The sequence below is a fragment of the Streptomyces sp. NPDC059255 genome (assembly GCF_042752355.1).
Lineage (GTDB): Bacteria > Actinomycetota > Actinomycetes > Streptomycetales > Streptomycetaceae > Streptomyces.
Genome location: NZ_JBHYZP010000021.1, coordinates 76,662 through 99,954 on the forward strand (window position 1 = coordinate 76,662; position 23,293 = coordinate 99,954).

The window sequence follows — 23,293 nt, forward strand, 5'->3', positions numbered from 1 at the left end:
CGTTCCGGGCCTGTCGTACGCCGTTTCCGGACTGTCGTACGCCCGCTCCGGACTGTTGACACGGGGGCGGGGCGTCCCTAGCGTGACGCCTCGCCGTTACATCGATGTAAAGACGCTTGACGTGAAGACGCCTTGATGTGAAGAGCCGTGGAAAGGAGCCCCCGTGCTTCCCGACCCCACCAGACCTCCCCGCACGCGCACCGCCCTGCTCGTCGCCGCCCTGCTCGGGCTCGTCGTGGGCCTGCTGCCCGCGCTCACCGCCCCGGCCGCCGCGGCGCCGCCCGCCCCCGGTTCCGCGCCGCGGGTCGCCGCCGCGGCCGGCACGTTCCGCAACCCCCTCAACACCGGCCCCGACCCCTTCATGACGCAGTGGAAGGGGAACTACTACCTCACGACGACCCAGGGCAACAGCATCCGGATGTGGCGCTCCCCGTCGCTGGGCACGCTGATGACGGCCGCCCCCATCACCGTCTGGACGGACACCGACCCGTCCCGCAACCGCAACATCTGGGCGCCGGAGTTCTACCGCTTCGGCGACCGCTGGTACCTCTACTACACGGCCGACGACGGCGTCGACGACCACCACCGGCTGTACGTCCTGGAGTCGGAGGGCGACGATCCCACCGGTCCGTACCACTTCAAGGCGAAGCTCGCCCCGCCCAACCACGCGAACGACTTCGCCATCGACGCGGGCATCCTCCAGGTGGGCGGCCGGCTCTACCTCGCGTACAGCGGCATCAACCAGTACCAGCACAACGGGCTCAACATCGCCCCGATGTCCAACCCGTACACCGTCTCCGGCAACGCCGTCGCCCTCAACGGCGCCGGCGGCTGCCCCGAGGTGCGCGAGGGACCGGAGTTCCTGTACCGCAACGGGCGGGTCTGGATGACCTACTCCACCTGCGACACGGGCAAACCGGACTACCAGGTCTGGATGATGTCGATGCCGCTGGACGCCGACCCGCTCGTGCCGGGCAACTGGCGCCAGCACCAGGGCGCGGTGTTCTCGCGGGCCGACGACCGAGGGGTGTTCGGCCCCGGCCATCACGCCTTCTTCCGGTCCCCCGACGGCACGGAGGACTGGATCGTCTACCACGCGAAGTCCACGTCGGTGAACACCTACAGCAACCGCACCACGCGGGCGCAGAAGTTCACCTGGCGGGCCGACGGCAGCCCCGACTTCGGCCGACCGCTCGCCATGGGGGCCACCCAGAACCTGCCCTCCGGTGATCCCGGGTCCGGCAACTACTGGATCAACGACGACGGCCGCTCCAGCGGTCCCGGCGGCGTCACCTACACCGGCGCCTGGAATTCCGGGTCGGGCTGCGCCACGCAGTGCTTCTGGAGCGACGACCACTGGAGCGACCGGGCGGGCGCCACGGCGACCTTCGCCTTCACCGGCACCCGCATCGCCCTGCTCTCCGTCAAGGACACCGGCAACGGCTACGCGGCCATCAGCGTCGACGGCGGTCCGGAGCAGCGGGTGGACTTCCACAACGCGATCCGCGTCGGCGAGGCGGTGCAGTACGTCAGCCCACAACTGCCAAGCGGCAACCACACCCTGCGGGTCCGGGTGACGGGGGAACACAACACCCAATCGGGGGCTTCTTTCGTGAGCGTCGACCGCGCCGAGGTCTACGTGAACTGACGCGGCGGACCGGCCGCCGGCACCGCCGGCGGCCCTCCGCCACCCTCCGCACCCTCCGCACCCTCCGCACCCTCCGCACCCTCCGCACCCGGCACCTGAAGAACTGGCGCACCGGTCACGGGGTCTTGAGCGCGCCGCCGTCCACCACCCAGTTGGAGCCGACCACACTTGCCATGGTCGGAGACGCCATCAGCAGTACCGCGCGAGCGATCTCGGCCGGGTCGATCAATGCGCCGGTCACCATTCCGGCCTGCTGAGGCAGCATCGCCAGCAGCGTGTCCTGGTCGAGTCCGATGTGCGCGGCCATTTCAGCACCCAAGCCGTCCTCGCCCGTCAGCAGCGGGGTCCGCGTGCCGGACGGGGTGACGACGTTGACCCGGACCCCCGACTCCGCGACCTGCTCGGCCAAGCCACGGGAGAAGGCGTTGAGCGCGGCCTTGGCCGCCGAGTAGGACAGCGGTGCGCCGCGCGGATCGCGGGCGTTCTGCGAGCTGATGCTCACCACCGCGCCCCGGGACCGGGTCAGCGCGGGGAGCGCGGCCCGGGTCGTCTCCACGGCGGCGCCGAGGTTCAGGGCGAAGACGCCTGCCCAGGCGTCGGCCGCGCCACCGAAGGGGTCGGCGAGCATGTCCCCGGACACGCTCCCGCCACCGGCGTTGTTGACGAGGACGTCGAGGCGCGGGTCCAGGTCGAGCACGCTCTCGACCATCCGTCGCGGGGCATCGGGTTCGGTGAGGTCGGCGGAGACGAACGTGGCGCCGGTGGCGTCGAGTTCCACTGTGGTTCTCCGGGACACGGCGACGACCTCGGCGCCTTCGGCGCGGAAGGCCTTGACGATCGCGAGGCCGATGCCTTTGCTCCCCCCGGTGACGAGGACGCGCCTGCCGTCGAGATCGAGATCCATGACTGCTCTCCTGTTCAAGGTCGACCTGTCTTCACGGTCGTGTTTCGGAGCTTCGGAGTTGCGGAGCTGCGCAGGCGCTGTGTGCGCCCGCCGGTACGCCCGCTGGTACGCCCACACTAAACGCGTAAGTGGATGACATCGTCCGTTTAACTCGAAGTGAGATACATTGCCTGCTCAGCCCTCTCACAAGGCGTCCGGACACGTCGGCGAGCACGGCCTCTACGCACTTATGCGGCGATTCCTGGACGGCCTCACCCAGCTCATCGCGAGCCGCATCCCGTAGGCGGGGCGCGTACGTAACTCCGCCGCACCCCTTGCGCGTTTCGAAAGTTTTGCTTGACTTTACGAAAGAGTCAGTCATCTCGGGCCGGTTGTGGGGGCCTCCCGGGGAGCCGCATGTTTCGACCACCTCCAAGGAGGAAGTGTGATCGGTACGTTGCAGAACAGACGTCTGTTCGCCGTGGCACGCCCGACCGCCCTGCTGGCCGTCACCGCCGTGGTCGCCGTCCTCGCCTCGGCCCCGTCCGCGAGCGCCGCGACCACGCTCGGCGCGTCGGCGGCCGAGAAGGGGCGGTACTTCGGTGCCGCCGTCGCCGCGAACCACCTCGGCGAGTCGGGGTACGCGTCCACGCTGAACCAGGAGTTCAACAGCGTCACGCCCGAGAACGAGATGAAGTGGGACGCGCTCGAACCGAGCCGCAACTCGTTCAACTACGGCGCGGCCGACCAGATCGTCAGCCACGCGCAGAGCAGGGGCATGAAGATCCGGGGCCACACGCTCGTGTGGCACTCCCAGCTCCCCGGCTGGGTCGGCGGTCTGGGCGCCGCGGATCTGCGGACGGCGATGAACAACCACATCACCCAGGTCGCCGGGCACTACAAGGGGAAGATCCACTCCTGGGACGTGGTGAACGAGGCGTTCCAGGACGGGAGTTCCGGCGCCCGGCGCAGCTCGCCGTTCCAGGACAAGCTCGGTGACGGGTTCATCGAGGAGGCGTTCCGCACCGCGCGCGCCGCCGACCCCGCCGCCAAGCTCTGCTACAACGACTACAACACCGACGGCCAGAACGCGAAGAGCAACGCGGTCTACGCCATGGTGCGCGACTTCAAGGCGCGCGGTGTGCCCATCGACTGCGTCGGCTTCCAGTCACACTTCAACGCGCAGTCCCCGGTGCCCGGCGACTACCAGCAGAACCTCCAGCGCTTCGCCGACCTCGGCGTCGACGTGCAGATCACGGAGCTGGACATCGAGGGATCCGGGGCGCCCCAGGCGGACAGCTACCGGCGCGTCACGCAGGCGTGCCTGGCCGTCTCGCGCTGCACCGGCATCACGGTGTGGGGCGTGACGGACAAGTACTCGTGGCGGGCGAGCGGCACACCGCTGCTCTTCGACGGCAACTACGCCAAGAAGCCCGCGTACACCGCCGTGCTGACCGCGCTCGGCGGCTCCAGCAGCGGAGGCGGAGGCGGAGGCAGCCAGGGCTGCACCGCCACGTACTCCGAGACGGAGCGCTGGGGCGACCGGTTCAACGGCAAGGTGACGGTGACGGCCGGAAGTTCGGCCATCACCGGCTGGACGGTGGGTGTGACCGTACGGGCTCCGCAGAAGGTCTCCACGACCTGGAACGGCTCCCCCTCCTGGGACACGAGCGGGAACGTCATGACGATGCGGCCGAACGGCAACGGCACCCTCGCGGCCGGAGCGGCGACCAGCTTCGGGTTCACGGTGATGGCGAACGGGGAGTGGTCGGCCCCCACCGTCGGCGCCTGCACGGCTTCCTGACCCGCCGGGAGAGCCAGGTGCGGCGCGGTGGGCGGGCCTCCCGCCCGCCGCGCCGTCAGGCGGCGGCGGTACGGCGCCGGCCCTTGCGGGCCTGGGCCCGCAGGGCCAGCGTGACCAGGGCGCGTACGGGTGCGGGCGCGCGGCGTACGTGGAGTGCCGTACGCAGCGGCGCGTCCAGCAGCGAGGCGGCCACCGCCGGGGCTAGGCCGGCGAGGGGGCGGGGCAGCCGGCGGCCCAGCAGGCCCTTGCTGGCGGCGGCCCAGAGCGCGCCGCCCTCGGGGCTCGGCGCGAAGTGCCGGCTCTCGTACGCCCGCATCCAGCGTTCGACACCGGCCAGCCCGGCGCCGGCCCCGGCCCCGTTCCCGCCCGCGCTGTGGCCCTCGCCCACGTCCTCGCTGTCGCCCTCGGACAGGCCGAGCGCGTCCGACAGGCTGACGTGGAAGGCGTACGCGGCGTCCCGCTCCTCCGTCGTGACCGCGCGGTGTCCGTGGTCGTCGATGAAGCGGAGCGGGCAGACGGTGAAGCAGGCCAGGACGTACCGCATCTGGTCGGGCGTGATGTCGGGCCGGTCGTGGATCCGGCGCAGCCCCTCGACGACCCGCCGGCCCTCGGGGCTCTCCACCCCGCGCCCGATCAGGGTGAACATCGCCGCCCCGGTCGCCTTGGTCCGGGTGCGCGGGTCGCCGGTCATCCGGCCCGTGCCGGCCAGCACCTCGGCGATGCCGGGGATGCCGAAGGTACGGACGAAGCCGAGGGTGAGCCCGAGCTTCGACTCCTCGTGCATCGTGTCCAGCACCAGCCGCGCGAAAGCGTCGCGCGCCTCCGGCACTTCCGGCGTCTCCGGCACTTCAGCCGTCTCCAACATCCCCCGCGTCTCGTGCTTCTCGCGTGTCCCGCGTATCTCGTGCACCTCGCGCGCCTCCTGTGACTCCCGGATCTCCCGCCCCTCCCGTGTCTCCCCCGACCGCCGCGTCTCCGCCGTACCGCTCATACCGGCGCTCACCCCGTCCCCGCCGTGACGGCGGCCAGTGCCTCGCCGGTCAGCGGCGCGTGCAGATAACGGGCGACCTGTACGAGATGGGCCCTCTCCTCCACCGGTTCCGCGTCCAGCCCCGGCAGTGGGGCCTGGTCCTCGCGGGGGAGCGGCGGCGTCCCCGCGTTCAGTGCCTCGACGGCGCCACGCAGCGCGACGGCCACGATCAGCGCCGACCGCTCGTCCTCGTCCAGACCGGCCCGTTCGGCGAGCGCGGTGGCGGCGGGGACCACCGCGGGGTCGACCCAGGGTCGCAGCGTCAGCTGCCCGTCCCGGATCTCCAGTCCGCGCCGCGCGGTGCGCCACTCCAGGTCCCGTACGGCGAGCCGCTCGGTCCACGCCGACGGCGGCGCCTCCAGGGCGAGGCGCCGGTCCGCCCGGTAGACGAGGTCCCACAGCGGGCGCAGCGCCTGGTAGTCGCGGCGCCGGCGGATCCAGGCGGCGATGGCCGGCCCCGCGAAACCGGCGGTGATGAGGACGGCGCCGAGCGCGGCGAACGCGGGGCCGAGGGCGGTGCTCAGCCACTCCGTGCCGGTGACTCCGCCGGCCGCCGCGCCGATCGCGACGAGCTTGCAGACCCCGTATCCGCAGGAGACGAAGGAGCCGACGGCGAGCTGCCGTATCCCCTGGCGCAGCGACCCGTCCGGGAGTCCGGCGGCGTGCCGGAGGCAGACCCGGCCGATGTCGATCAGCGCGAAGCCGAACAGGGCCTGGTAGAGGACGAGGAAGACCGCGATCGAGGGGACGGTGGCGAAGGTGGTGTCGAAGGTGAGCGGGGTCTGCGGGCTCGTGGCCCCGCCGGCGAAGAACAGCACGGTCATCGCGGCGACGAGGACGGCGAACACGGCGAGGCGCAGCCGGACCGGCCGCCAGGTCTCCACGGCGGCCCCGTCCCACACCCGCGCGTCGACGCGGTCCTCCGGCGGGGTCCACATCCGCGCCAGCACCACGGCGGCGGCGGAGAACCCCATGATGCCGAGGTAGACGAGGAGCGTGGCCAGATTGGGGCGGTGCGCGAGCCGGTCGACCAGCCGGTAGACCACCGGGGCGGCCACCACGAACGCGGTCGCGGGCGCCGCGATCGAGAAGAAGACGACGAGCAGTCCCTGATTCGGGTCGCGGCGCCAGGCCCGTATCTTCAGGGCGGCGACGATCCAGGCCACCGTGCCGATGCCGAGGTAGACGGCGTTGAACGGCGTCTCGGGCAGCGGGGACGCGTGCACCATCTCATCGGACATGCCCGACACCCCGTCCCCGTACGTCGCCCGTCATGTCAGAGGTGCTGTCCTTTGCGGTGTTCCATCGCGGGCGCCAGTTGGGACGTCGTCCCGGCGCCGGGAGCCAGTACGAGGTTACGCGTCAGCTCCGCGCCGAGGATCTCCGCCTCCGTCTCGGCCGCCTCGTCGTAGTGCGAGCGGCCGAGGACCAGCCGGACCAGATCGGGGTCGAGGGTGGGCAGGTCCACCTCGGCCGCCTCCTCGTCGGCGGTCGGCGCCTCGGCGAGGTGTCCGCACAGGAGGTGGGCCAGTTCGTGGCAGATGATGTGCGCCTGATGCAGGGACGAGGTCTCCTGCTCGAAGTGGACGATGTCGGCTTCCGCGCGGCGTTCGACGAACCCCGAGGGCTCCCCCACCCGCATCCGGCGCGGGACCAGCCGGACCTGGCGCCCGGTCCGCTCGGCGACCGCCGCGCAGAGCTCCTCGACGGTGCGGGTCCGTGGCAGGTCCAGTTCCCTGACCATGGCCCGCATCCGGCGGCGGGTCCGCCCAAGATCTCCCACACTCTCCCCATCGGCCTCGGCGTCGGCGCCCACTACGGCAAGGCGCCAGTGTCCCAGAGGAGTTCTGCCCCCGTCGGTCACTCCCCGGAACGGCCGTCGGGACGCTCGCCGTCACGGCCCTCCGTACGGTCCTGCGGATGGCCTTCCGTTCGGTCCTGCGGGTGACCTTCCGTACGGCCGTACGGCAGCCCCACCGCCTTGCGCAACTGCTCGACCACCGTCAGCGCGGCGTCCTGCATCGCGGGAGGCAGCCCGGCCGCCCGCATCGCGATCCGCTCCACCCGGGCGTCCCGCAGCGCCTCGATCTTGCGCAGGTCGCGCTCGACGGCCTGGGCGGTGGCGGAGTCGCTGAAGTAGTCCAGCGGAACGCCGAAGAACTTGGCGATCTTCACCGCGTTCTCCAGGCTGGGCTTCTGGGTGCCCTTGCGGAGGTTGCCGATGTACGTACCGCTCAGGCCCGTTCCCTCCGCGATCTCCGAGTCGCGCCACGGGCGGCCGAGATCCTTCGGATAGATCACCGCGATCACGCGCCGGAAGCGGGCCGCGAAGTCCAGAGCCTCCGACGGCTCGGCAGGCACTGACTCCCCGTCTCCGCCGGGACGGGGGGCCGGCGTCTCTGAGTGTGGAGAATCGGTGTTGGCCATGGGTCGGATCATAGAACTCTTCGGCCGCCGACGGGGAGCACGCAGCCGGGCCGATTTACACGATCGTTGTGAAGAATCGGGGCAAAGCGCGCAGGAATTGGTGAATCCCCGCCTCCATCTCAAGCTTTAATCCACGATAGTTGACTTCCGCTCGCGTCACCTACAGGATCAACCTCGCTGGCACGTAAGCGACGGCCCTGGGTCGTGGAAGCGCCGGACGCCGTTGCCTCACGGGGGTGGGCAACAGCGTCCGGCCGCCGACGCAGCCCGGTCCGGCCGCGTACTGTCAGTGGCCGCCGTGACCCGGCTGGTGGTGGTCGAAGACCAGCACCTCCCGGGGCATGACGGTGAACGGCCGCATCATGCCCATGTCCTCGTGCTCCAGCAGGTGGCAGTGGTACATGAACCGGCCGTGCGCCCCGGTGAACTGCCCCATGACCTTGACCATCTCGCCACGCCGGACCTGGAACACGTCCTTCCAGCCCTGCTCGTTGTCCGGGACCGGGTTGGCTCCGGTGTACCTGATCGGCGAGGTGGTCGTGGCGCCGCCGGGGCTGAAGCCCGACACGTCGTACACCTCACGCTCCAGCACCTGGAACTGGCTCAGATGGATGTGCATGGGGTGCGTGGGACCACCGAGGTTGAGCAGGTTCCACAACTCGTAGTCGCCGTGCGCGACCTTGAACCCGAGCGCGTCGTCGAAGGTCCTGGCGATCCGCCGGTAGATCTTCGGCGTCTGCTCGCCCTCGCCGAGGAGCGCGATCACCCCGTCCTGCCCCGGCGCCGCCGAGCCGTCGGTGACCTCCACCATCTCCCAGATCTCCGGGTGGCCCGCGCCGCCCTTCGTACCGGGCGCGCTGAGCACGATCAGCCGGTGACCGTGCGGCGTGTCATGGGTCAGCCGGCGGAACGACGAGGAGATGACGGACGGCAGGACGAACCGGTCCACGACCGGCAGCGCCCCCACCCGGAACTCCATGATCTGCGGGAACAGCACGTCACGCGCCGGGTCCGGCGTACCGGCCGGCTGCCCGCCGACATTGACCAGCCGCACCTTCTTCCCGCGCAGCGCCCGGAAGTCGACCAGCAGGTCCATCCGCTCGGCGGGCGCGATGGAGAGCCCGCGCAGCGTGGCCTCGTCGTACTCCACCGGGACCGGACGGGGCAGCAGCCCGCCGTCGGAACCGATCTGCCGGATCGCGCCGCGTACCGGCCGGTTGTCCTCGTCGACCAGGGCGAGGTTGTAGATCCGCGCGTTGGACGCGTTCAGCAGCCGGAAGCGGTACCAGCGGGCCTCCACGTCGAGGTACGGCCACACCACCCCGTTGACGAGGTTGTACGGGCCGGAGAACGGCAGGGTGACGAACTTCCCCGACTCCGCGTCCGGCGTTGCCGACGCCCGGCGCACCTTGTGCAGCAACTGCCCGGTGGGCCGCCCCCGGCCGTCCGTCTCGAAGTTACGGTCGGAAAGGATCAGCGGGACCTCGTACTTCCCGCTCGGCAGATGGAGCGCCGCTTCCTCCTCGTCGCGGATCAGATACATCCCGACGAGCCCGGCGAAGACGTTCCACCGGGTGATGTTCATGCCGTGGTCGTGGTACCAGAGCGTGGTGGCGGGCTGCTCGTTCGGGTACTCGGAGAGCTGCGCGTCCTTGTACGCGACCGCGTTCTCCGCCCAGCCGTCGTTGCCGCCGCCGGTCTCGGCGCCGTGCAGATGGGTCACGGACCAGGCCGGGAGATCGGCCACCTCCTTGATCTCCACGAACCCGTCGCCCCGGCCCGGCAGCGCGTGCGGCGCGGGCGCGCCGTTGACGGCGGGCGCCTCCCCCGCCACGACCGGGTACGGCGCGTTCTTGATGCGGTTGGTCCAGGCGATGTGGACCCGCTGCCCGCTGCGCACCTCGACCGTGGGCCCCGGGAACTGCCCGTTGTAGGCGAAGACATGGGTCGGCGCCATCTGCGAGTGCAGCCGCACCCAGGTCGAGCGCAGCTCGATCTTCTCGGTCCCGCTGCCGGGCCGCAGCGTCTGCGGCACACGCAGCCGGTCCAGGTACGGCGTGAGCCCCCCGACCTCGGCGGCGGCGCCGTTCTCCGCGTCCACACTGTTTTCGGGCGCGCTGATGTTGTTCTCGGACAAGGTTCAACCCCCGTTGACTCCCCCGTGCCGCCGGACGATCCCGACGGCACCTTCACGAGGTAGGACTCACCCCCATCCGCCCCGGTTGCCCGTTTCCATATGATCCGTAAAGGTTGCGGAGAATTTCGGCCATCCTGGCGAGCGTCCGCCGTCAGCCGCTCCTCACGTCGACACCGCACGCCTACACGCGGGCGGCGGCGCTCCGTGCCTCGGCGGCGCGGATCCGGACCCGGTCCGGCGGCAGCGCGGCGGGGTCGCGTACGGGGGCGGGCGCGCCCCGGCAGGTGCCGCACTCCCCGTCGACAAACGCCTCCGGCTGCCCCGGCGCCCGGCAGGTGCCGCACTCCACCCGGCCCGGGGCGGCCCGATGCGACACCACCGGCACATCCACCGGTTCGGGCGGCAGCTTGGCGATGAGCCGGGACTGTACGAACCCGGCCGGGTAATGGACCGGTAACGGCAGCCCGTCGGTGAGGGCCCGCAGCACATCCTCCTCACCGGCCCCACGTACGAACCACTCGGCGGTCAGCGCTTCCAGAGCCTCGCAGTCGGCGGCGGACAACGACAGCGCGGAACACCGCCGCCCGACCGAGGCGAGCAGGAGATAGCCTCGCGACCGCCCCGCCCGTGTGCCGGGCGCCGCGACCGGGGCCGGTGCGGGATCGGGGGCGGGGGCGGGGGCCGAAACCGGCGCCGGGTCCGGTGCCGCGACGCGCGCCGCCTCAGTGGCCGACTCGCCCGCATCAACACCCGCGCTCCAGGCGTCATCATCGCGGGCGGTGCGGGAGAACCACGTACGGGTGACCCACCGCCCACCGCCGGGCCCGACCACCCTCTCCCGTCGCCGCAGCAGATGCCCGGCCCCCTCAAGGAAGTTCAGGGCGGTCCGTAAGGCGCACTGCCCGTACTCCATCACCTTGGCCAGCGCTTTCACCGAAATATCGGCCCCGTCGGGCAACCGGTCGATGAACCCGGCGATGGCCGCCTCCCGCCCCGGCAGCAGCGCGAAATCATCGCCGGAGGGGCCCGGTTGACCGGCAACCGAACGCTTGCCGTACCCGGCACTGGCCATCGGATGGGAAGCGGTGTGCACGCGCGGCGGCGCAACACTAAACTGCGAAGCAGCCACAAAGAACACTCTCTTTGCCGGTGAGGTCTCCGTCAGGTGCTGTGAACACCAGGCGGGGACCGTTTTACGTTCAGGGGCACGCTAGACGCTACTCACCCTGCGTGGCAAACCGATCGCAAAACGTCAACCTCCGAGGTGGGGAGGGTGGGTGGGAAACAAGAACCAACCACTCCTCACAAGCAGGGCTCGACCCCCGAAGCTCAAGCCCCGGGCCACCCCACCACCCCCGTCCCCCCAGCTCAGCACCGCACGCACCCCCACCCCGAAACCCGAAGCTCAAGCCCCGAGCCGCCGGTGTGGCGGAACACGGCTCGGGGTTCAGGAGCGGAACCCCGGCCAGTGCGGGTCCTCCCAGCGGTCGGGGGAGGTGAGGCCGAGCAGCCGTATCCGGTGGAGCTGCTCTTCAGAAGCGCCGCGGGCCTGCAGTCGAGCGGGGGCATGGAGCAGCAGCCAGGCTGTCAGCCCGGCGCGCATGTCGTCCTCGTCGTGCCAGGTGTCCCAGGGAAGGAAATCCCCAAGTAGTGTGCACTCCCAGTGGGTCACTGCTTCCGCCAAGTGCTGGTCAGCCGTGGGGTGAGTCTGGGTTTCCCAGGTGCGGAGCCACGGACCGAGCGTGGCGGAGGCTTCGGCGTTCAGGGCGAGGACTTCGTACGGCGGCACGGTGGGGTCCGGATCGGTGAGGACGTGGGCCCACCATGCGTGCAGGAATTCTTCCACTGCTGCGGCCTGCTCGGTGGGCCACTGCTGCCACTTGGCGCGGTGGAAGGTGCGTCCGACTTCCTCCATACCAAAATGAGGCGCGATGAGACCGCGGGTGAGAGCCGTGGCGAACTGGGGCAAGATCCGACGCAGCACGGAAGCCTTGTAGGTCCAGTCGGTTGCCTGCCAGGTGCGACGCAGAAGGTCGGGGTCGAGCTCCGTATCCGGCGTCTTCAGCAGCGCCAGGTCTTCCGCGCTTCCCCAGTGACATTCACAGTTGGCTTCATCGGTGTGGGCGGACATCCCGCGAAAGACGGTGCTCAGGCCGTCCAGTGCGCTGTCGAGGCGAAGTCGTGGGGATGTCCTGTCGCGGTTCTTCATGGCGTTCACCTTTGGGACTCCAGGAGACCGCGGCCACCCGAAGATCGCTAATCTACCGGGTCCGCCCCACAGCCAACACCGATACCGCCTCCTTGAATGCCTGCGATCACCGAGAACACCGCCTCACGAGATCAACCTCAGACCCGAATTGCATGACCACCGACAGTCACGGGAGCGACGGCGTCACGGAAGCCGAGCCGGAACCCGGCGGGTACACGGCCTACGATCCGGCCATGACGACACCGGAGTGCTACACATGCAGCCAGGAAGCCCGCCTGGACGGATTACCACTCAGCGAGCGCATCGCCTTCGATCAACATTGGCGGGTGGCTCACGCTTTCGACACCGCTCTCCCCGGCTGGCTCGTCCTGCTGCCCCGACGCCACGTCACAGCCGTGCATGAACTCACCGACGCCGAGGCGACAACACTGGGCACGTGGCAGGTGCGGTTGTCCCGAGCACTCCACGACGTGACGGGCTGCATCAAGACGTACGTCGCACAGTTCGCCGAGGTCGAGGGCTTCGCGCATGTGCACTTCCACGTGATGCCACGCATGGCAAACCTGCCTCAGGAACTGCGCGGACCGAAGGTGTTCGAATTGCTCAGGCGTCCGGCACAACAACGAGTCACAGCTGACCTGGTGGATGAAATCGCGCGCTCCCTTCACACCCGACTCACCTCATCATCTGAACGCTCTTCATCGTGCTGCCCCGCCGCTGGGTCGCGGAACGAAACTGGGCCTGGATGATGCACGCCCGTCGGCACGCGCGGGACTACGAACGACTCGTCCAGCACTCCGAAACCTTGATCACGTGGGCGGCGATCACCCTGCTGACCAGGCGTCCCACCCGGAAAAGAAGAGCCTGACAGGAGCAGGTACTCAGTCGCTTTCCTGGTAGTTCATGAACCAGTGCGTGTCGAAATAGTGGGCCATCGTGAATGGGTGGTGCGGGTCGACGAGGATGCGACACACAAACTGGGCGGCCTGGTAGTCGAAGGGGAGATCAACCTCGAGATCGTAGGACCGGACAACGACGGGCCAACGGTCGGGGTCGTCGCCGTCAACCCGCCAGCAGTACAAGTCCTCGTGCTCCGTGCCCGCCCAGATGAGCAGCCCGTCCTCCCTGAGCCCCGTCCACGGCTCCTGGTTCAGGCTCAGCCATGCGTCAAAGGCGCCCTCGCCGAATGTTTCGACCATGCGCTTGTAGTCGGTCGGGAGCTCGGTGCCCAGGCCCGACTCCACTTCCGCCCAGTGCATGTCCGGCCGCCGGGCGGGCTGCGTCCAGCCGGTGATCCGTATGAGCCGATCCACCCAGTCGATGTCCTCGCACTCGTCCGGGGTGACCGACAAAGGTTCGGGCACCTGCCTCCGAGCGACCACCAGCACCGGCCGCACGACGCCCTCGTCGTCTCGCGCCGTACCCGTTCCGACCCACTGATTCCCGTACGCCCACGCCCGTATCTTCACCGCCCGATCCTCAAAAGGGACGAGGAGAGACGCACCGCTGGAACCATCGACCGTCGGATCGGCGAAGCCGTCAAGGACGAGGGTGCGAGGGGTTCCGTACCTGCTGGCGAGAAGGTCGGTCAGAGCTTGCAGGTCCAGATCGCCGGGCAGGTACATGTAGCCGTCTGCCGAGCCGAGCTGAGCCAGCAAATCGTTGACGGTCGTCTGCGTGAGCTTCATGGCGGACAGTGAAGCGCACTGCTCTGACAACGGACCTGCTCGGATGCATCCTCGGGGGCGGAGTTCCTCCTCGGGACCGCGGCGGCACATGTGTTGCCGACCAAGAAGAACCGGCAGCTCAGAAAGCAACCACCGGCGCGATCCGCGTTCCTCCATTACCAGGCGAGTGTCCCAGCAATCACACACCGACAGCAGCCTGAGGGCACTCCGTCTTGATGGTCATGGCAGCATCAAAAACAGGTGCTGAAACGCTCGGTCGCCACTGATTCCTGCGGCGTCCCGCTCGGCCTGGTCGCGGCGGGAGCCAACCGCCACGACTCGCCTCTGCTCGGACCGACTCTCCACGCCTACCGCTGGGATCAGCGTCCCACCACACGCCGCCTGACGGGGCCACGGCAGGGCGGGCCCGGCTGAGCCGGGCCCGCCACGGGGTCAGGACCTGACGAGAACGATGTCGGTGCTCTGGAAGTCGCTGACGCTCACCGGGTAGTCACGGTCGTCCGCCCTGGCCAGTGCCCGGAGCGTGGCGGCACCAGGCTTGAAGGAAGCGGTGGGGTCGATGTTACTGGGAAAGGACGTGGTCCACGGGACCGGGGCGCCTGGCTCACAGACAACGGTCAGATCCTCGTGGGAGCCGCTCGCCGTGCCGCGCTTCTGCGTCTGGTAGGCGCTGACGTTAAGGCTGATACGGGCCGGCTTGTTGCAGGTCGCCGTGCCACCGACGGTGATCTCACCGGTGCGTGTGTCCACCGAGCCCGTGGTGTTCAGGCCCACGCCGATGGAGAGTTCCGCCGGCGGCTCGGGCATCCGGGCGTGAAGCTCGCCGCGCACGGGCAGCGTGGATCCGCTGCAGTACCGCTCGAAGGTGGCGTCGACCTCACGGATGTAGCCGTGGGGTCCGTAAACGATGTCCGAGATGGTGAAGGAGCCGGTGCCGCTCTCGCAGTACCTGTCGGTCACGCTGAACTGCAGCTTGGGGTCCTCCGGCCGGGCCTCGGGCCAGCTGAGGGCGTTGGAGTAGGTAGTGCCGGGAGTCAGCTTCTGACCGTAAGGGGCTTGCATGGAAAGGGCCCAGCGCTCGCCCTCAGGCGTGACGACTGTGGCGCCCACGGCGGACTCGGATGTCGGCCCGGAGATGTCGAACATGTCCGTCGTCTCAGGGGTAAAAGTGTGGGACAGTCCGCCGGAAATGTACTCACCCGGCTCACCACTGAAGCTGAGCGACCCCGTTACCGCCTCATGAGCCTGCGCCGTGCCCGTCAGCGGGGCCACCGTCACCGCCAGGGCCAGAGCCGCTGTGAGGACGGCCGCCGTACGGGCCACTCTGCGACCCAGCACGCTGCTTCTTATCAAGGTTCTCCCTCATAGAACTGGGCCCCGGTCCTGAGCGGACCGGGGGTGCGATCACGGCTGTCGATTGTCGGAATATTGGTCCGAAAGACCTCGGAGGGGGTGGCAAAACGATCTCCTCGACAGCGCACCCGGAACCTAACACCGGCCACTGACAACGCTCGTTCCCAGCCACGCGCGATGAGAACCGTCGCATAGACATGGCTGCACTCCGGGTGCAAGACCCTCGCCCTCCTGGCTTCCTTCAGGCAATTCCTGCCCGGAGTTGGGCGTTGTGGAGACAGGCGGCCTGATCCTGCAAGGCTGTCACCATCGCCTGTGCCTGGGCAGAAGGGCGCGGTCGGGTCACGACGACGGTTGCGCGGCGACCCGACTATACGAGCACCCTGACCCCAGCGCTCTGAATTTATCCAAGAGGACTGATCACTCAGCGCGACGACATCACAGAGCCAAACTGGGCCAGAGCCCGTTCCTATGGAAAGAGCCACCCTCTCCTGGGCACCCTGCCCGCCGGGGTCGTGGGCGCCGCCCTCGACCCCGGCACGCCGGCCGAAGCCGACCCGGGCTTTCAACCAACACACGTGTAAAGACGCCTACTTGACGGCCCGGTAGGCCCGGTGGATCGTCTGCTTCAGGGTGTTGCCGGCCGCGTCCGTGAGCGTCACGCGCAGAGAGACCGTGCCCGCCTTCGCCGGGTGGCGCAGGTCGAGGCGCTTGCCGTCGACCGCCTTCGCCGGGTGCCAGGTCCGGCCGTCGTCGTACGAGACGGAGAAGGCCAACTTGCGGGCGGTGCGCGCGGTGGCCGCGCCCTCGACCGTGAACGGGACAGAGAAACGCGTACCCGCCTCGGCCGTGCTCGCCGCGCTCAGCTTCGGCGAGAAGCGGACCACCGACAGCGGCAGCCGCTGCCCGACGCCGGTGACGTGCGCGGAGGTGAAGGTCCACTCGGCGGCGACCCGGGTGGAGACCGACGAGAGGGAGGTGGGGCGGGAGACGTCCGTCGTCAGGCGGTACGTGCGCTTACCGGCGGGAAGTTCGTACGAGACGCCGGCCAGGTCCGTGTTGGCGGCGAAGATCTTCGTGCCGCCCGCGTAGAGGGTGCTCCTGGCCTTGCTGTAACGGGAGTCGCCCACGTGCCCGGCGCCGTCGGAGAAGAGCGGAAGGTACGCCATGAAGGTGTCACCGACGCGGACCGCGCCCGGACGGTCCTCGTTGCCGGTCAGCGGGCCCGTGAGATGCGGGCCGAAGACGCCGGTGTTGAACCGCTCGGTGTACTGCTTGCCCGCGCTGTACGCCCGGGGGTTCGCGGTCCACTGGCCGGCGTCCATCACGCGTTCGCCGTCCGCGTCCGGGCGGCCCTCCTGCGACACGGAGTACCGCCACTTCACGCCCGGCAGAACGTAGTCGGTGAGGGTGGCCGGCAGGGAGAACTTGGTCGGGTTGAAGTCGGCCCAGAATCTGCCCCCCGGCGTGAGGGGAGCGGCTACGAGCGACCCCTTCTTGTCCTTGGCGGGCTCACCGACGGGGATGGTGACCTTGGCGAACTGCGCGCGCTTCAGGTTCGCGGTGAAGCCCGACAGGTCGCCGATACGGTTCCAGGCCGGCCGGTAGCTCGTACTGCCGTGCGTCCAGGTGCCGTTGTACTGCGCGAACGCCTCGCCCGCCGGCAGCCGGGCCCCGAACTGACCGACGCGCAGCCTGCCGAAGCTGCCCATGTCGTACGTGGAGACGCTCCGGTACCCGTCGATGTCGAACCCGTAGTTGAGGGTGGCGTCGGTGTGCTTGGCCCTGCTGTCCGGCACGGTGATCCGGATCGGCTTGGCCTTGCGGGCGTCCATGACGAGGGTGGTGTCACGGGTGAGCGAGAACTTCGGGTTGAGGAGGAGGGCCAGGTCCCCGGCGTCGGGGGTGGCGCCCGTGTCGATACGGCCTTCGAGGCTGTAACGCCCCTTGGGCAGCCGTACGGTGAACTCGCCGTCCGTGTCGTCGGAGTAGTCCTGCCAGATTTCGTTGTCCAGGCCCTGCACCCCGGTCTGGGACCGCCCGGCGGGCTTCCCCCTGAGGTCGAGATGCCTGACGGTCAGGTCGTACGACTCGATCTCGCGCTGTACGCCAACACCGGTCCGTACGGTCGTGCCCGCCCCGTCCGTCGCGGCGACCGAGCCGCCGAAGGAGCCGTCGACCGTGCCCGCGCTGGAGTCGGCGGTGACCTGGGCGGTCGCGGTGGCGCCCGCCGGGACGGTGAGCCGCTTCGGCGAGACCTCGAACATGCCCTCGGCGGCGGGCTTTCCGTCCTCGCCGTACGCCTCGGTGGCCAGGTCGAGGGTGAGGGGGCGGTCGCCGTCGTTGCGGTAGGTGATGGTCCTGGTGACCGGCTGGTCGTCGGTGTGCGGCCACTGTTGGGTGGGGAAACCGAGGGTGGTCGGCGTGGTGGTGAGCTGCTGGTCGAGCGCGCGGGTGAGGTCCGTACGGCCCGTACCCTGCGCGAACGCCGAGACGCCGGGGGTGGGCTCGGCGGACGCGGTGAGCGCGGCCTTGAGGCGCTCACCGGTCCAGTCGGGGTGACGCTGGGCGAGGATCGCGGCGGCGCCCGCGACATGCGGGGTCGCCATCGACGTACCGCTCATCGACACGTAGCCGTCGGCGGCCGGGTCGCCCTCCGTGCCCTCGGCGGCCTTCGCGGCGACGATGTCGACGCCGGGGGCGGTGAGGTCGGGCTTGAGGGAACCGTCCGCCGTCGGGCCGCGGCTGGAGAAGTCGGCCATCGCGTCGGCACGGTCCACCGCGCCCACGGTGAGCGCGGCGGCGGCGCTGCCCGGCGATCCGACGGTTCCGGCGCTCGGGCCCTCGTTGCCGGCGGCGATCACGAAGAGGGCGCCCGAGGAGGCGGACAGCTCGTTCACCGCCTGCTCGACGGGGTCGTCACCGGGGCTGTCGGGGCCGCCCAGGCTGAGGTTGACCACCTCGGCACCCTGCGCGACGGCCCACTGCGCGCCGGCGATGACCCCGGACTCCTCGCCGGAGCCGCCGTCGTCGAGCACCTTGCCGCTGATCAGCCGGGCGCCCGGCGCGACCCCCTTGTACTTGCCCCCGGAGTGCGCGCCGGACCCCGCGACCGTGGACGCCACATGCGTGCCGTGACCCACCCGGTCGACCGTGTCCGCCGCCTCGGAGAAGTTCTTCGCCGCGTCGATACGGCCCTTCAGATCCGGGTGCGTGCCGTCAACTCCGGTGTCCAGCACGGCGACCTTGACGCCCGTGCCGTCGTACCCCGCCGCCCAGGCCTCGGGGGCGCCGATCTGCGCGGTGCTCCGGTCGAGGGCCGCCTCGACCTTCCCGTCGAGCCAGATCTTCTCGACCCGGTCGGCGGCGGCCGACCTCTCCCGCGCCGTCCCCCCGCTGCCGGTGAGCGTCTCCCACAGGTCGGCGCTTTCGGACTTACGGGCCTTCAGCGCGTCCCCGTTGACGCTGGGCAGGTCCCTGCCGACCCGGGCTCCGGCGGCGGACAGCACGCTCGGCGCGAGGGTGCGGCCCTTGGCGTACGTCACGATCAGCGGGAGGTCGGGGCGGGCCGCGTCGTCGTAACCCCACTTGACCAGCTGCGTCACGTCGAACAGCCGCCGGTCGGCGGTGCCGTTCGCGAGGAGCCGCTCGGCGTCACGCGGGACGACGTAGGTCCGGGCGGCGTGCCGCGCTATTCGGAAGGCGGTGCCTTCCCGACCCTTGCCGGGCCGCACACCGGTGACCTGTCCGGTGGCGTCCAGGGTGACCCGGTCACCGGTGACGAGGGTGACTGTCCTGGCCTTGCCGAGGGCGCCGGCCGTACCTGCCGTACCGCTGTCGAACTGTGCGGCCCCGGATTCCGGGGCACCGATCAGGGCCGTGGTAAGGGCGGCGGCTACGAGCACGGCGAGAGCGGAAGCCTCACTCGCTCGCCTCTTAGGGTGATTCAAGGCATGCCATTCTCTCTGGACCTTCGGGCATGGCAGAGCAGCCCGGCGGACGGGACGAGGAAACAGAGGGGGAAGAGGCGCCCCTTCGCAAAGGGGCGCGGGGCGTACGGACTCAGACGAGCCGCTTACGACCCCAGAAGAAGAGGAACGCCACGACACCGGCCGTCAGGGCGAACAGAATCGACGCCCCGAACCACTGCATGGCGTTCATCTGCGACATCGGGAGGTACTGCACCGACCAGCCCACGACATCGGCCTTGTCCAGGCACACCTGCCATGCCTCGTCGGTCCCCGACCCCGTACAGCTGCCCGACCCCACCAGATCCCCGCTGCCGGTGACATACGACTGGTCGAGCTCGTAGGCGCCGTGGGGGAGCGACGGGAAAGCGCTCTCGGCCGTGACACCCCTGTTCGTCGTGACCGTGACAGCGTTGCCGAGCGACAGCATGGAGTAGGACCAGACGAGCTGGACGGCCACGGTGAACCCGAAGGTGACGACCATGGCCATCAGCGTGCGGCGCAGCACCACACCGATCGCGACCCCGCCGAAGACGGAGAGGAGGGTGAGGGCGACGGGCACCGGGCCCGTCGTGTTGAAGGCCTCGCTGGAGGTCCAGTCCATGATCGTGACCTCGGGCTTGACGGGGTTCCACCACCAGCCGAACACCGCCGACAGCCCGCCCGTGCTCACCACGACCACCAGTCCGGTCAGCGCCAGCTTCGTGGCGAGCCAGCGGGTCCGGCTCATGGACTGGGCGACGACCAGCTTGGCCGTGCCGTTCTCCAGGTCGCCCGCGATGAGCGGGGCGCCGAGGAAGACACCGAGCAGGATGGGTATCGCCTGGAGACCCATGGAGACGAAGGAGAACGCGTCGTTGTACTGCGGCAACTCGGCGCCCGCCTCGTCGAGGCTCTTGCCGGGATAGCCGTAGCCGTCGAGGAAGTCGACCAGCTGGCCGCGCTGGTAGACGATCCAGGCCACGGCGAGCACGGTGGCGGCGAGGATCGTCCAGAACGCGGCCCGGTGCTGGCGCCAGACCAGCCAGGTCATACCGCTGAGTCGGGGGCGCCGGTCGGCCTCCGTGGTGGTCGCGTTCAAGGTCCCGTCGGTGGTCCCGTTCATGGTCCCGTTCCTGCCGTTGCTCGTGGAGCCGGTCGAGGTGCTGGTCGAGCTGCGGGTGAAGGTGCTCATGCCGCCACCGCCCCGGTGCCGAACCCCTGACCGTGGACCTGGGCGGTGGGGGTGATCAGCGGTGGTGCGTCGGGTGAGCGGAGATAGGCGAGCAGGAGTTCCTCCATGTTCGGGGCGTTTATGTCCCAGGGGCCGGTGACCGGGCCCGCGGGGCGGATGAGCGCGGTGAACTGCCGTCCGCTGGTCCGGGACTCGACGAGGGTGTGGTGCCCGAGGGCGGGGGCGGGAGGCATGCCGTCACCCTCCTTGGCGCCCGTGACCAGGGTGTGCATGGACATCAGCTCGTCCACGTCACCGGCGAGGCGCACTCCGCCGCCGGAGACGACGACGAGGTAGTCGCACACGTTCTCCAGTTCGGCGAGGACGTGGGTGGACATCAGCACGGTGGTTCCGTGCTCGGCGGCCTCGGCGAGGAGGGTGCCCATGATCTCGTGGCGCACAACCGGGTCGAGGTCCGACATCGGCTCGTCGAGCAGCAGCAGTTCGGGGCGCTTCCCGAAGGCGAGGGCGATGGCGACGCGGGTGCGCTGGCCTCCGGAGAGGGTGCTGATCTTCGCGTCGAAGGGCACGTTGCCCGCGCGGATGATGTCCTCGGCGGCGCGCTGGTCCCAGCCGGGGTTCAGCTCCCGGCCCAGACGCAGGGTCTCCGCCACGGTGAAGCGGCGGAACAGGGGCTTCTCCTGGGCGAGGAACGCTGTGCGCCGACCGGACTCCACCGAGCCCGGAGCCTCACCGAACAGGCTGATCGAGCCGTTCGTCGGCTGCAGGACATGGGCCGCGATGCTCAGCAGCGTGGTCTTGCCCGCCCCGTTGGGTCCCACCAGGCCGCAGATCCGTCCCGCCGGGAGCCGGAAGGAGCAGTCCCGCAACGCCCAGCCCCGCCGGTAGCGCATCCCCAGCCCGTACGCCTCGATCGCCGGTTCCCCCGCGTACATACCTTCACTCACCTGTGCTCCTGGTTGTCGTGGCCCCCGTGGACCCCGTTGTCGTGGACCCCGTTGCCGCCACGTTCCCGGCGGCGTACTGCTTCTCCATCGCCGACGCGACCAGCGCGGCCACGTCCTCCTGCTCCAGACCGGCCCCGGCCGCCTTCGACATCCACGCCACCAGCTCCGCGTACAGCGGCGAGTCGGTGCCCGTCTCGGGGCGGCCCAGCGTGCGGCGTACGAAGGTGCCCTGGCCCGGTCGCGGTTCGACCAGGCCCTCGCGCTCCAGCTCGCGGTACGCCTTGAGGGTGGTGTTCGGGTTGACCGTGCTGGTCTCGGCGACCTCCTTGGCGGTGGGCAGCCGGTCACCCGGCACGAGTACGCCCAGCCGGAGGGCCTGCTTGGTCTGCTGCACGATCTGCTGGAAGGCGGGGACCCCGCTCCGCCTGTCGATGCGGTACTCCACGATCACCACCATCATTCCACTACTTGATTAGTGGAATGATGATGGAGAGGTGCGAGGGAGGTTGTCAATGCCGACCGGGGACGAGGAGAGCAAGCTGCCGGATGAGGCCGTCGTGCCGTTCTACGGCGAGAAGGGCTACTACCGGGCCTATGAGCCCGCCGGCGGAGGGCGAGCGCCGCCAGGCGCTGGAGGCGGAGTCCGAACGCCTGGGCGTGCGCCCGGGAGTGCCGGTGTACGTGTCCCAGCATCCGAGTGCGGTGAAGGCGGCACAGGAACGGCCCCTCGCGGGCACGGAGTTCGCTCTCGACGCCGACGACTTCAGGACTTCAGCGGCCGGCACACCCTCAGAGCACTGCCCACGCCCGTACCCGCGTACGTACTACCGCGCCACGCGCCGCACCCCGGCCGCCGCAAACACCGCAAGCCCTGACGGTTCGACCGGTTCCGCCTCCGGCTCCGGCTCCCGGGCTCGTTCCCGTTCCGGCGACGGGCCCGGAACCGACATGCTGCCCGGTGACACCGCACGGGCCGCCCACCGGAGCCTCCCCGGCGTGGTGGTCCCGGGCCCCTCCGCTCGCGTGAAATCCTGTGCCCCGCACGGAACCCAGAGACGGCACGGGGGCGGTACGGAAGGCGGAACGCATGGCGGAGTTCGAGGTCACGGGCGCGAGCGTCGACGACATCACCCTGCTCGGTGAGTGGGCGCACGACGAGGGTTGGAACCCGGGCCGCTCCGACGGACATGCCTTCTTCCCGGCCGATCCCGGCGGCTTCCTCTTCGGCCGGCTCGACGGCCGGGCCGTGGCCTCCATCTCCGCCGTGCGGTACGGAACGGACTTCGGCTTCGTCGGCTTCTACATCGCCACCCCGCCGGTGCGCGGCCAGGGCTACGGGATCCAGGTCTGGCGCGCCGGCCTCGAACGGCTCGCCGGCCGCAACATCGGCCTCGACGCGGTGATCAGTCAGCAGGACAACTACCGCAGATCCGGCTTCCGCCGCGCCTGGAACAACATCCGCTACGAAGGCGTCCCGGCGAGCGACGCGGGCGCCCGGCCCGGCGACGGCGTCAGGCTGCTGCACGCCCGTACGGTCCCCCTCGCCCAACTCGCGGCGTACGACCGGCGGTTCTTCCCCGCGCCCCGGGACACCTTCCTCGCCGCGTGGGTCAGCCTGCCCGACCGCACCGCGCTGGCGGCGGTCCGCGACGGCGAACTCCACGGCTTCGCCGTGCGCCGCGCGGCCCGCGGTGCCTGCCGTGTCGGGCCGCTCTACGCCTCCTCGCCGGAGATCGCGGCGACCCTGCTGGACGCGCTGGCCGCGACCGCCCCGGGGACCCCGCTGGCGATCGACGTCCCCGACGTCAACCAGCAGTCCGTACGGCTGATGGAGCGGTTCGGGCTGACCCCGTCGTTCGAGGCCGCCCGCATGTACACGGGCCCCACCCCCGACGTGGACCTGGCGGGAATGTACGCCGTCACCAGCATCGAACTGGGCTGAACCGAGCCCGCCCGGGCTGCCTCCACGGGCTACCTCCCCGGACTGATGCCGTAGCAGGAGACGGTTGCCCTGTGGTGATGTGA

Annotated in this window: 18 protein-coding genes and 2 pseudogenes; 6 read left to right on the forward strand and 14 right to left on the reverse strand. The window is 70.0% G+C overall.

Annotated features, from left to right (window positions below; translation table 11 throughout):
* Nucleotides 1-163: 163 nt before the first annotated feature.
* Nucleotides 164-1,648 carry a family 43 glycosylhydrolase gene (locus ACFXKG_RS23890; RefSeq protein ID WP_384842579.1) on the forward strand — a complete coding sequence of 495 codons (1,485 nt, stop codon included), beginning with the start codon at nt 164-166 and terminating at the stop codon, nt 1,646-1,648.
* A gap of 115 nt (nt 1,649-1,763) precedes the next feature.
* Here ACFXKG_RS23890 and ACFXKG_RS23895 read toward each other — a convergent pair whose 3' ends face one another.
* A complete protein-coding gene (locus ACFXKG_RS23895; protein ID WP_384842582.1) occupies nt 1,764-2,552 on the reverse strand; it encodes an SDR family NAD(P)-dependent oxidoreductase in 789 nt (262 codons plus the stop codon).
* 478 nt (nt 2,553-3,030) lie between these two features.
* Here ACFXKG_RS23895 and ACFXKG_RS23900 point away from each other — a divergent pair, with 478 nt between their 5' ends.
* Complete coding sequence (locus ACFXKG_RS23900; protein WP_384842797.1) at nt 3,031-4,335, forward strand: endo-1,4-beta-xylanase; 1,305 nt, start codon at nt 3,031-3,033, stop codon at nt 4,333-4,335.
* Nucleotides 4,336-4,390: 55 nt separating this feature from the next.
* Here ACFXKG_RS23900 and ACFXKG_RS23905 read toward each other — a convergent pair whose 3' ends face one another.
* From ACFXKG_RS23905 to ACFXKG_RS23935, 7 genes are all read right to left on the reverse strand, one after another.
* Entirely contained in the window at nt 4,391-5,326 is a 936-nt protein-coding gene (locus ACFXKG_RS23905) for an oxygenase MpaB family protein (RefSeq protein WP_384842584.1), read from the reverse strand.
* Nucleotides 5,327-5,334: 8 nt separating this feature from the next.
* Nucleotides 5,335-6,606 (reverse strand): MAB_1171c family putative transporter, encoded by a 1,272-nt coding sequence (locus tag ACFXKG_RS23910; protein WP_384842587.1) that lies wholly within the window; start codon nt 6,604-6,606, stop codon nt 5,335-5,337.
* A gap of 35 nt (nt 6,607-6,641) precedes the next feature.
* Nucleotides 6,642-7,148 carry a ParH-like protein gene (locus tag ACFXKG_RS23915; protein WP_382892249.1) on the reverse strand — a complete coding sequence of 169 codons (507 nt, stop codon included), beginning with the start codon at nt 7,146-7,148 and terminating at the stop codon, nt 6,642-6,644.
* Between the two features lie 77 nt (nt 7,149-7,225).
* Nucleotides 7,226-7,726: a helix-turn-helix domain-containing protein gene (locus ACFXKG_RS23920; RefSeq protein ID WP_384842592.1), complete on the reverse strand. Its 501-nt coding sequence runs from the start codon at nt 7,724-7,726 to the stop codon at nt 7,226-7,228.
* A gap of 352 nt (nt 7,727-8,078) precedes the next feature.
* On the reverse strand, nt 8,079-9,929 hold the full coding sequence (locus ACFXKG_RS23925; protein WP_384842595.1) for a multicopper oxidase family protein: 1,851 nt from the start codon (nt 9,927-9,929) through the stop codon (nt 8,079-8,081).
* A gap of 181 nt (nt 9,930-10,110) precedes the next feature.
* Nucleotides 10,111-11,022: a hypothetical protein gene (locus ACFXKG_RS23930; protein ID WP_384842598.1), complete on the reverse strand. Its 912-nt coding sequence runs from the start codon at nt 11,020-11,022 to the stop codon at nt 10,111-10,113.
* Nucleotides 11,023-11,376: 354 nt separating this feature from the next.
* On the reverse strand, nt 11,377-12,138 hold the full coding sequence (locus ACFXKG_RS23935) for a hypothetical protein (protein ID WP_384842601.1): 762 nt from the start codon (nt 12,136-12,138) through the stop codon (nt 11,377-11,379).
* Between the two features lie 152 nt (nt 12,139-12,290).
* Here ACFXKG_RS23935 and ACFXKG_RS23940 point away from each other — a divergent pair, with 152 nt between their 5' ends.
* Together ACFXKG_RS23940 and ACFXKG_RS23945 are read left to right on the forward strand one after the other, a co-directional pair.
* Complete coding sequence (locus tag ACFXKG_RS23940; RefSeq protein ID WP_384842603.1) at nt 12,291-12,887, forward strand: HIT family protein; 597 nt, start codon at nt 12,291-12,293, stop codon at nt 12,885-12,887.
* A pseudogene (locus tag ACFXKG_RS23945) lies at nt 12,836-12,991 on the forward strand (IS5/IS1182 family transposase); the annotation flags it as partial. The gene ACFXKG_RS23940 and the pseudogene ACFXKG_RS23945, both read left to right, overlap by 52 nt.
* 28 nt (nt 12,992-13,019) lie before the next feature.
* Here ACFXKG_RS23945 and ACFXKG_RS23950 read toward each other — a convergent pair.
* A complete protein-coding gene (locus ACFXKG_RS23950) occupies nt 13,020-13,826 on the reverse strand; it encodes a hypothetical protein (protein ID WP_384842606.1) in 807 nt (268 codons plus the stop codon).
* A gap of 234 nt (nt 13,827-14,060) precedes the next feature.
* Between ACFXKG_RS23950 and ACFXKG_RS23955 the strand changes: the two are divergent.
* Nucleotides 14,061-14,168 (forward strand): annotated as a pseudogene (locus ACFXKG_RS23955) (IS5/IS1182 family transposase); the annotation flags it as partial.
* 90 nt (nt 14,169-14,258) lie between these two features.
* On the opposite strand, the gene ACFXKG_RS23960 reads toward ACFXKG_RS23955, so the two are convergent.
* The 5 genes from ACFXKG_RS23960 to ACFXKG_RS23980 all read right to left on the reverse strand — a co-directional run bounded on the left by ACFXKG_RS23960 (nt 14,259) and on the right by ACFXKG_RS23980 (nt 21,728).
* The gene (locus ACFXKG_RS23960; protein ID WP_384842609.1) at nt 14,259-15,098 is read right to left on the reverse strand and encodes a hypothetical protein; all 840 of its coding nucleotides are present in this window, start codon (nt 15,096-15,098) and stop codon (nt 14,259-14,261) included.
* Between the two features lie 671 nt (nt 15,099-15,769).
* On the reverse strand, nt 15,770-19,084 hold the full coding sequence (locus ACFXKG_RS23965) for a S8 family peptidase (RefSeq protein ID WP_384842612.1): 3,315 nt from the start codon (nt 19,082-19,084) through the stop codon (nt 15,770-15,772).
* A gap of 157 nt (nt 19,085-19,241) precedes the next feature.
* Nucleotides 19,242-20,321 (reverse strand): ABC transporter, encoded by a 1,080-nt coding sequence (locus ACFXKG_RS23970; RefSeq protein ID WP_384842615.1) that lies wholly within the window; start codon nt 20,319-20,321, stop codon nt 19,242-19,244.
* Nucleotides 20,318-21,256 carry an ABC transporter ATP-binding protein gene (locus ACFXKG_RS23975; RefSeq protein WP_384842800.1) on the reverse strand — a complete coding sequence of 313 codons (939 nt, stop codon included), beginning with the start codon at nt 21,254-21,256 and terminating at the stop codon, nt 20,318-20,320. The genes ACFXKG_RS23970 and ACFXKG_RS23975 overlap by 4 nt, the downstream gene beginning before the upstream one ends.
* Nucleotides 21,257-21,260: 4 nt before the next feature.
* Nucleotides 21,261-21,728: a GntR family transcriptional regulator gene (locus tag ACFXKG_RS23980; protein WP_384842618.1), complete on the reverse strand. Its 468-nt coding sequence runs from the start codon at nt 21,726-21,728 to the stop codon at nt 21,261-21,263.
* A 627-nt stretch (nt 21,729-22,355) separates the two neighbouring features.
* On the opposite strand from ACFXKG_RS23980, the gene ACFXKG_RS23985 reads away from it, so the two are divergent.
* Nucleotides 22,356-23,210: a GNAT family N-acetyltransferase gene (locus ACFXKG_RS23985; RefSeq protein WP_384842621.1), complete on the forward strand. Its 855-nt coding sequence runs from the start codon at nt 22,356-22,358 to the stop codon at nt 23,208-23,210.
* Nucleotides 23,211-23,293 lie beyond the last annotated feature (83 nt).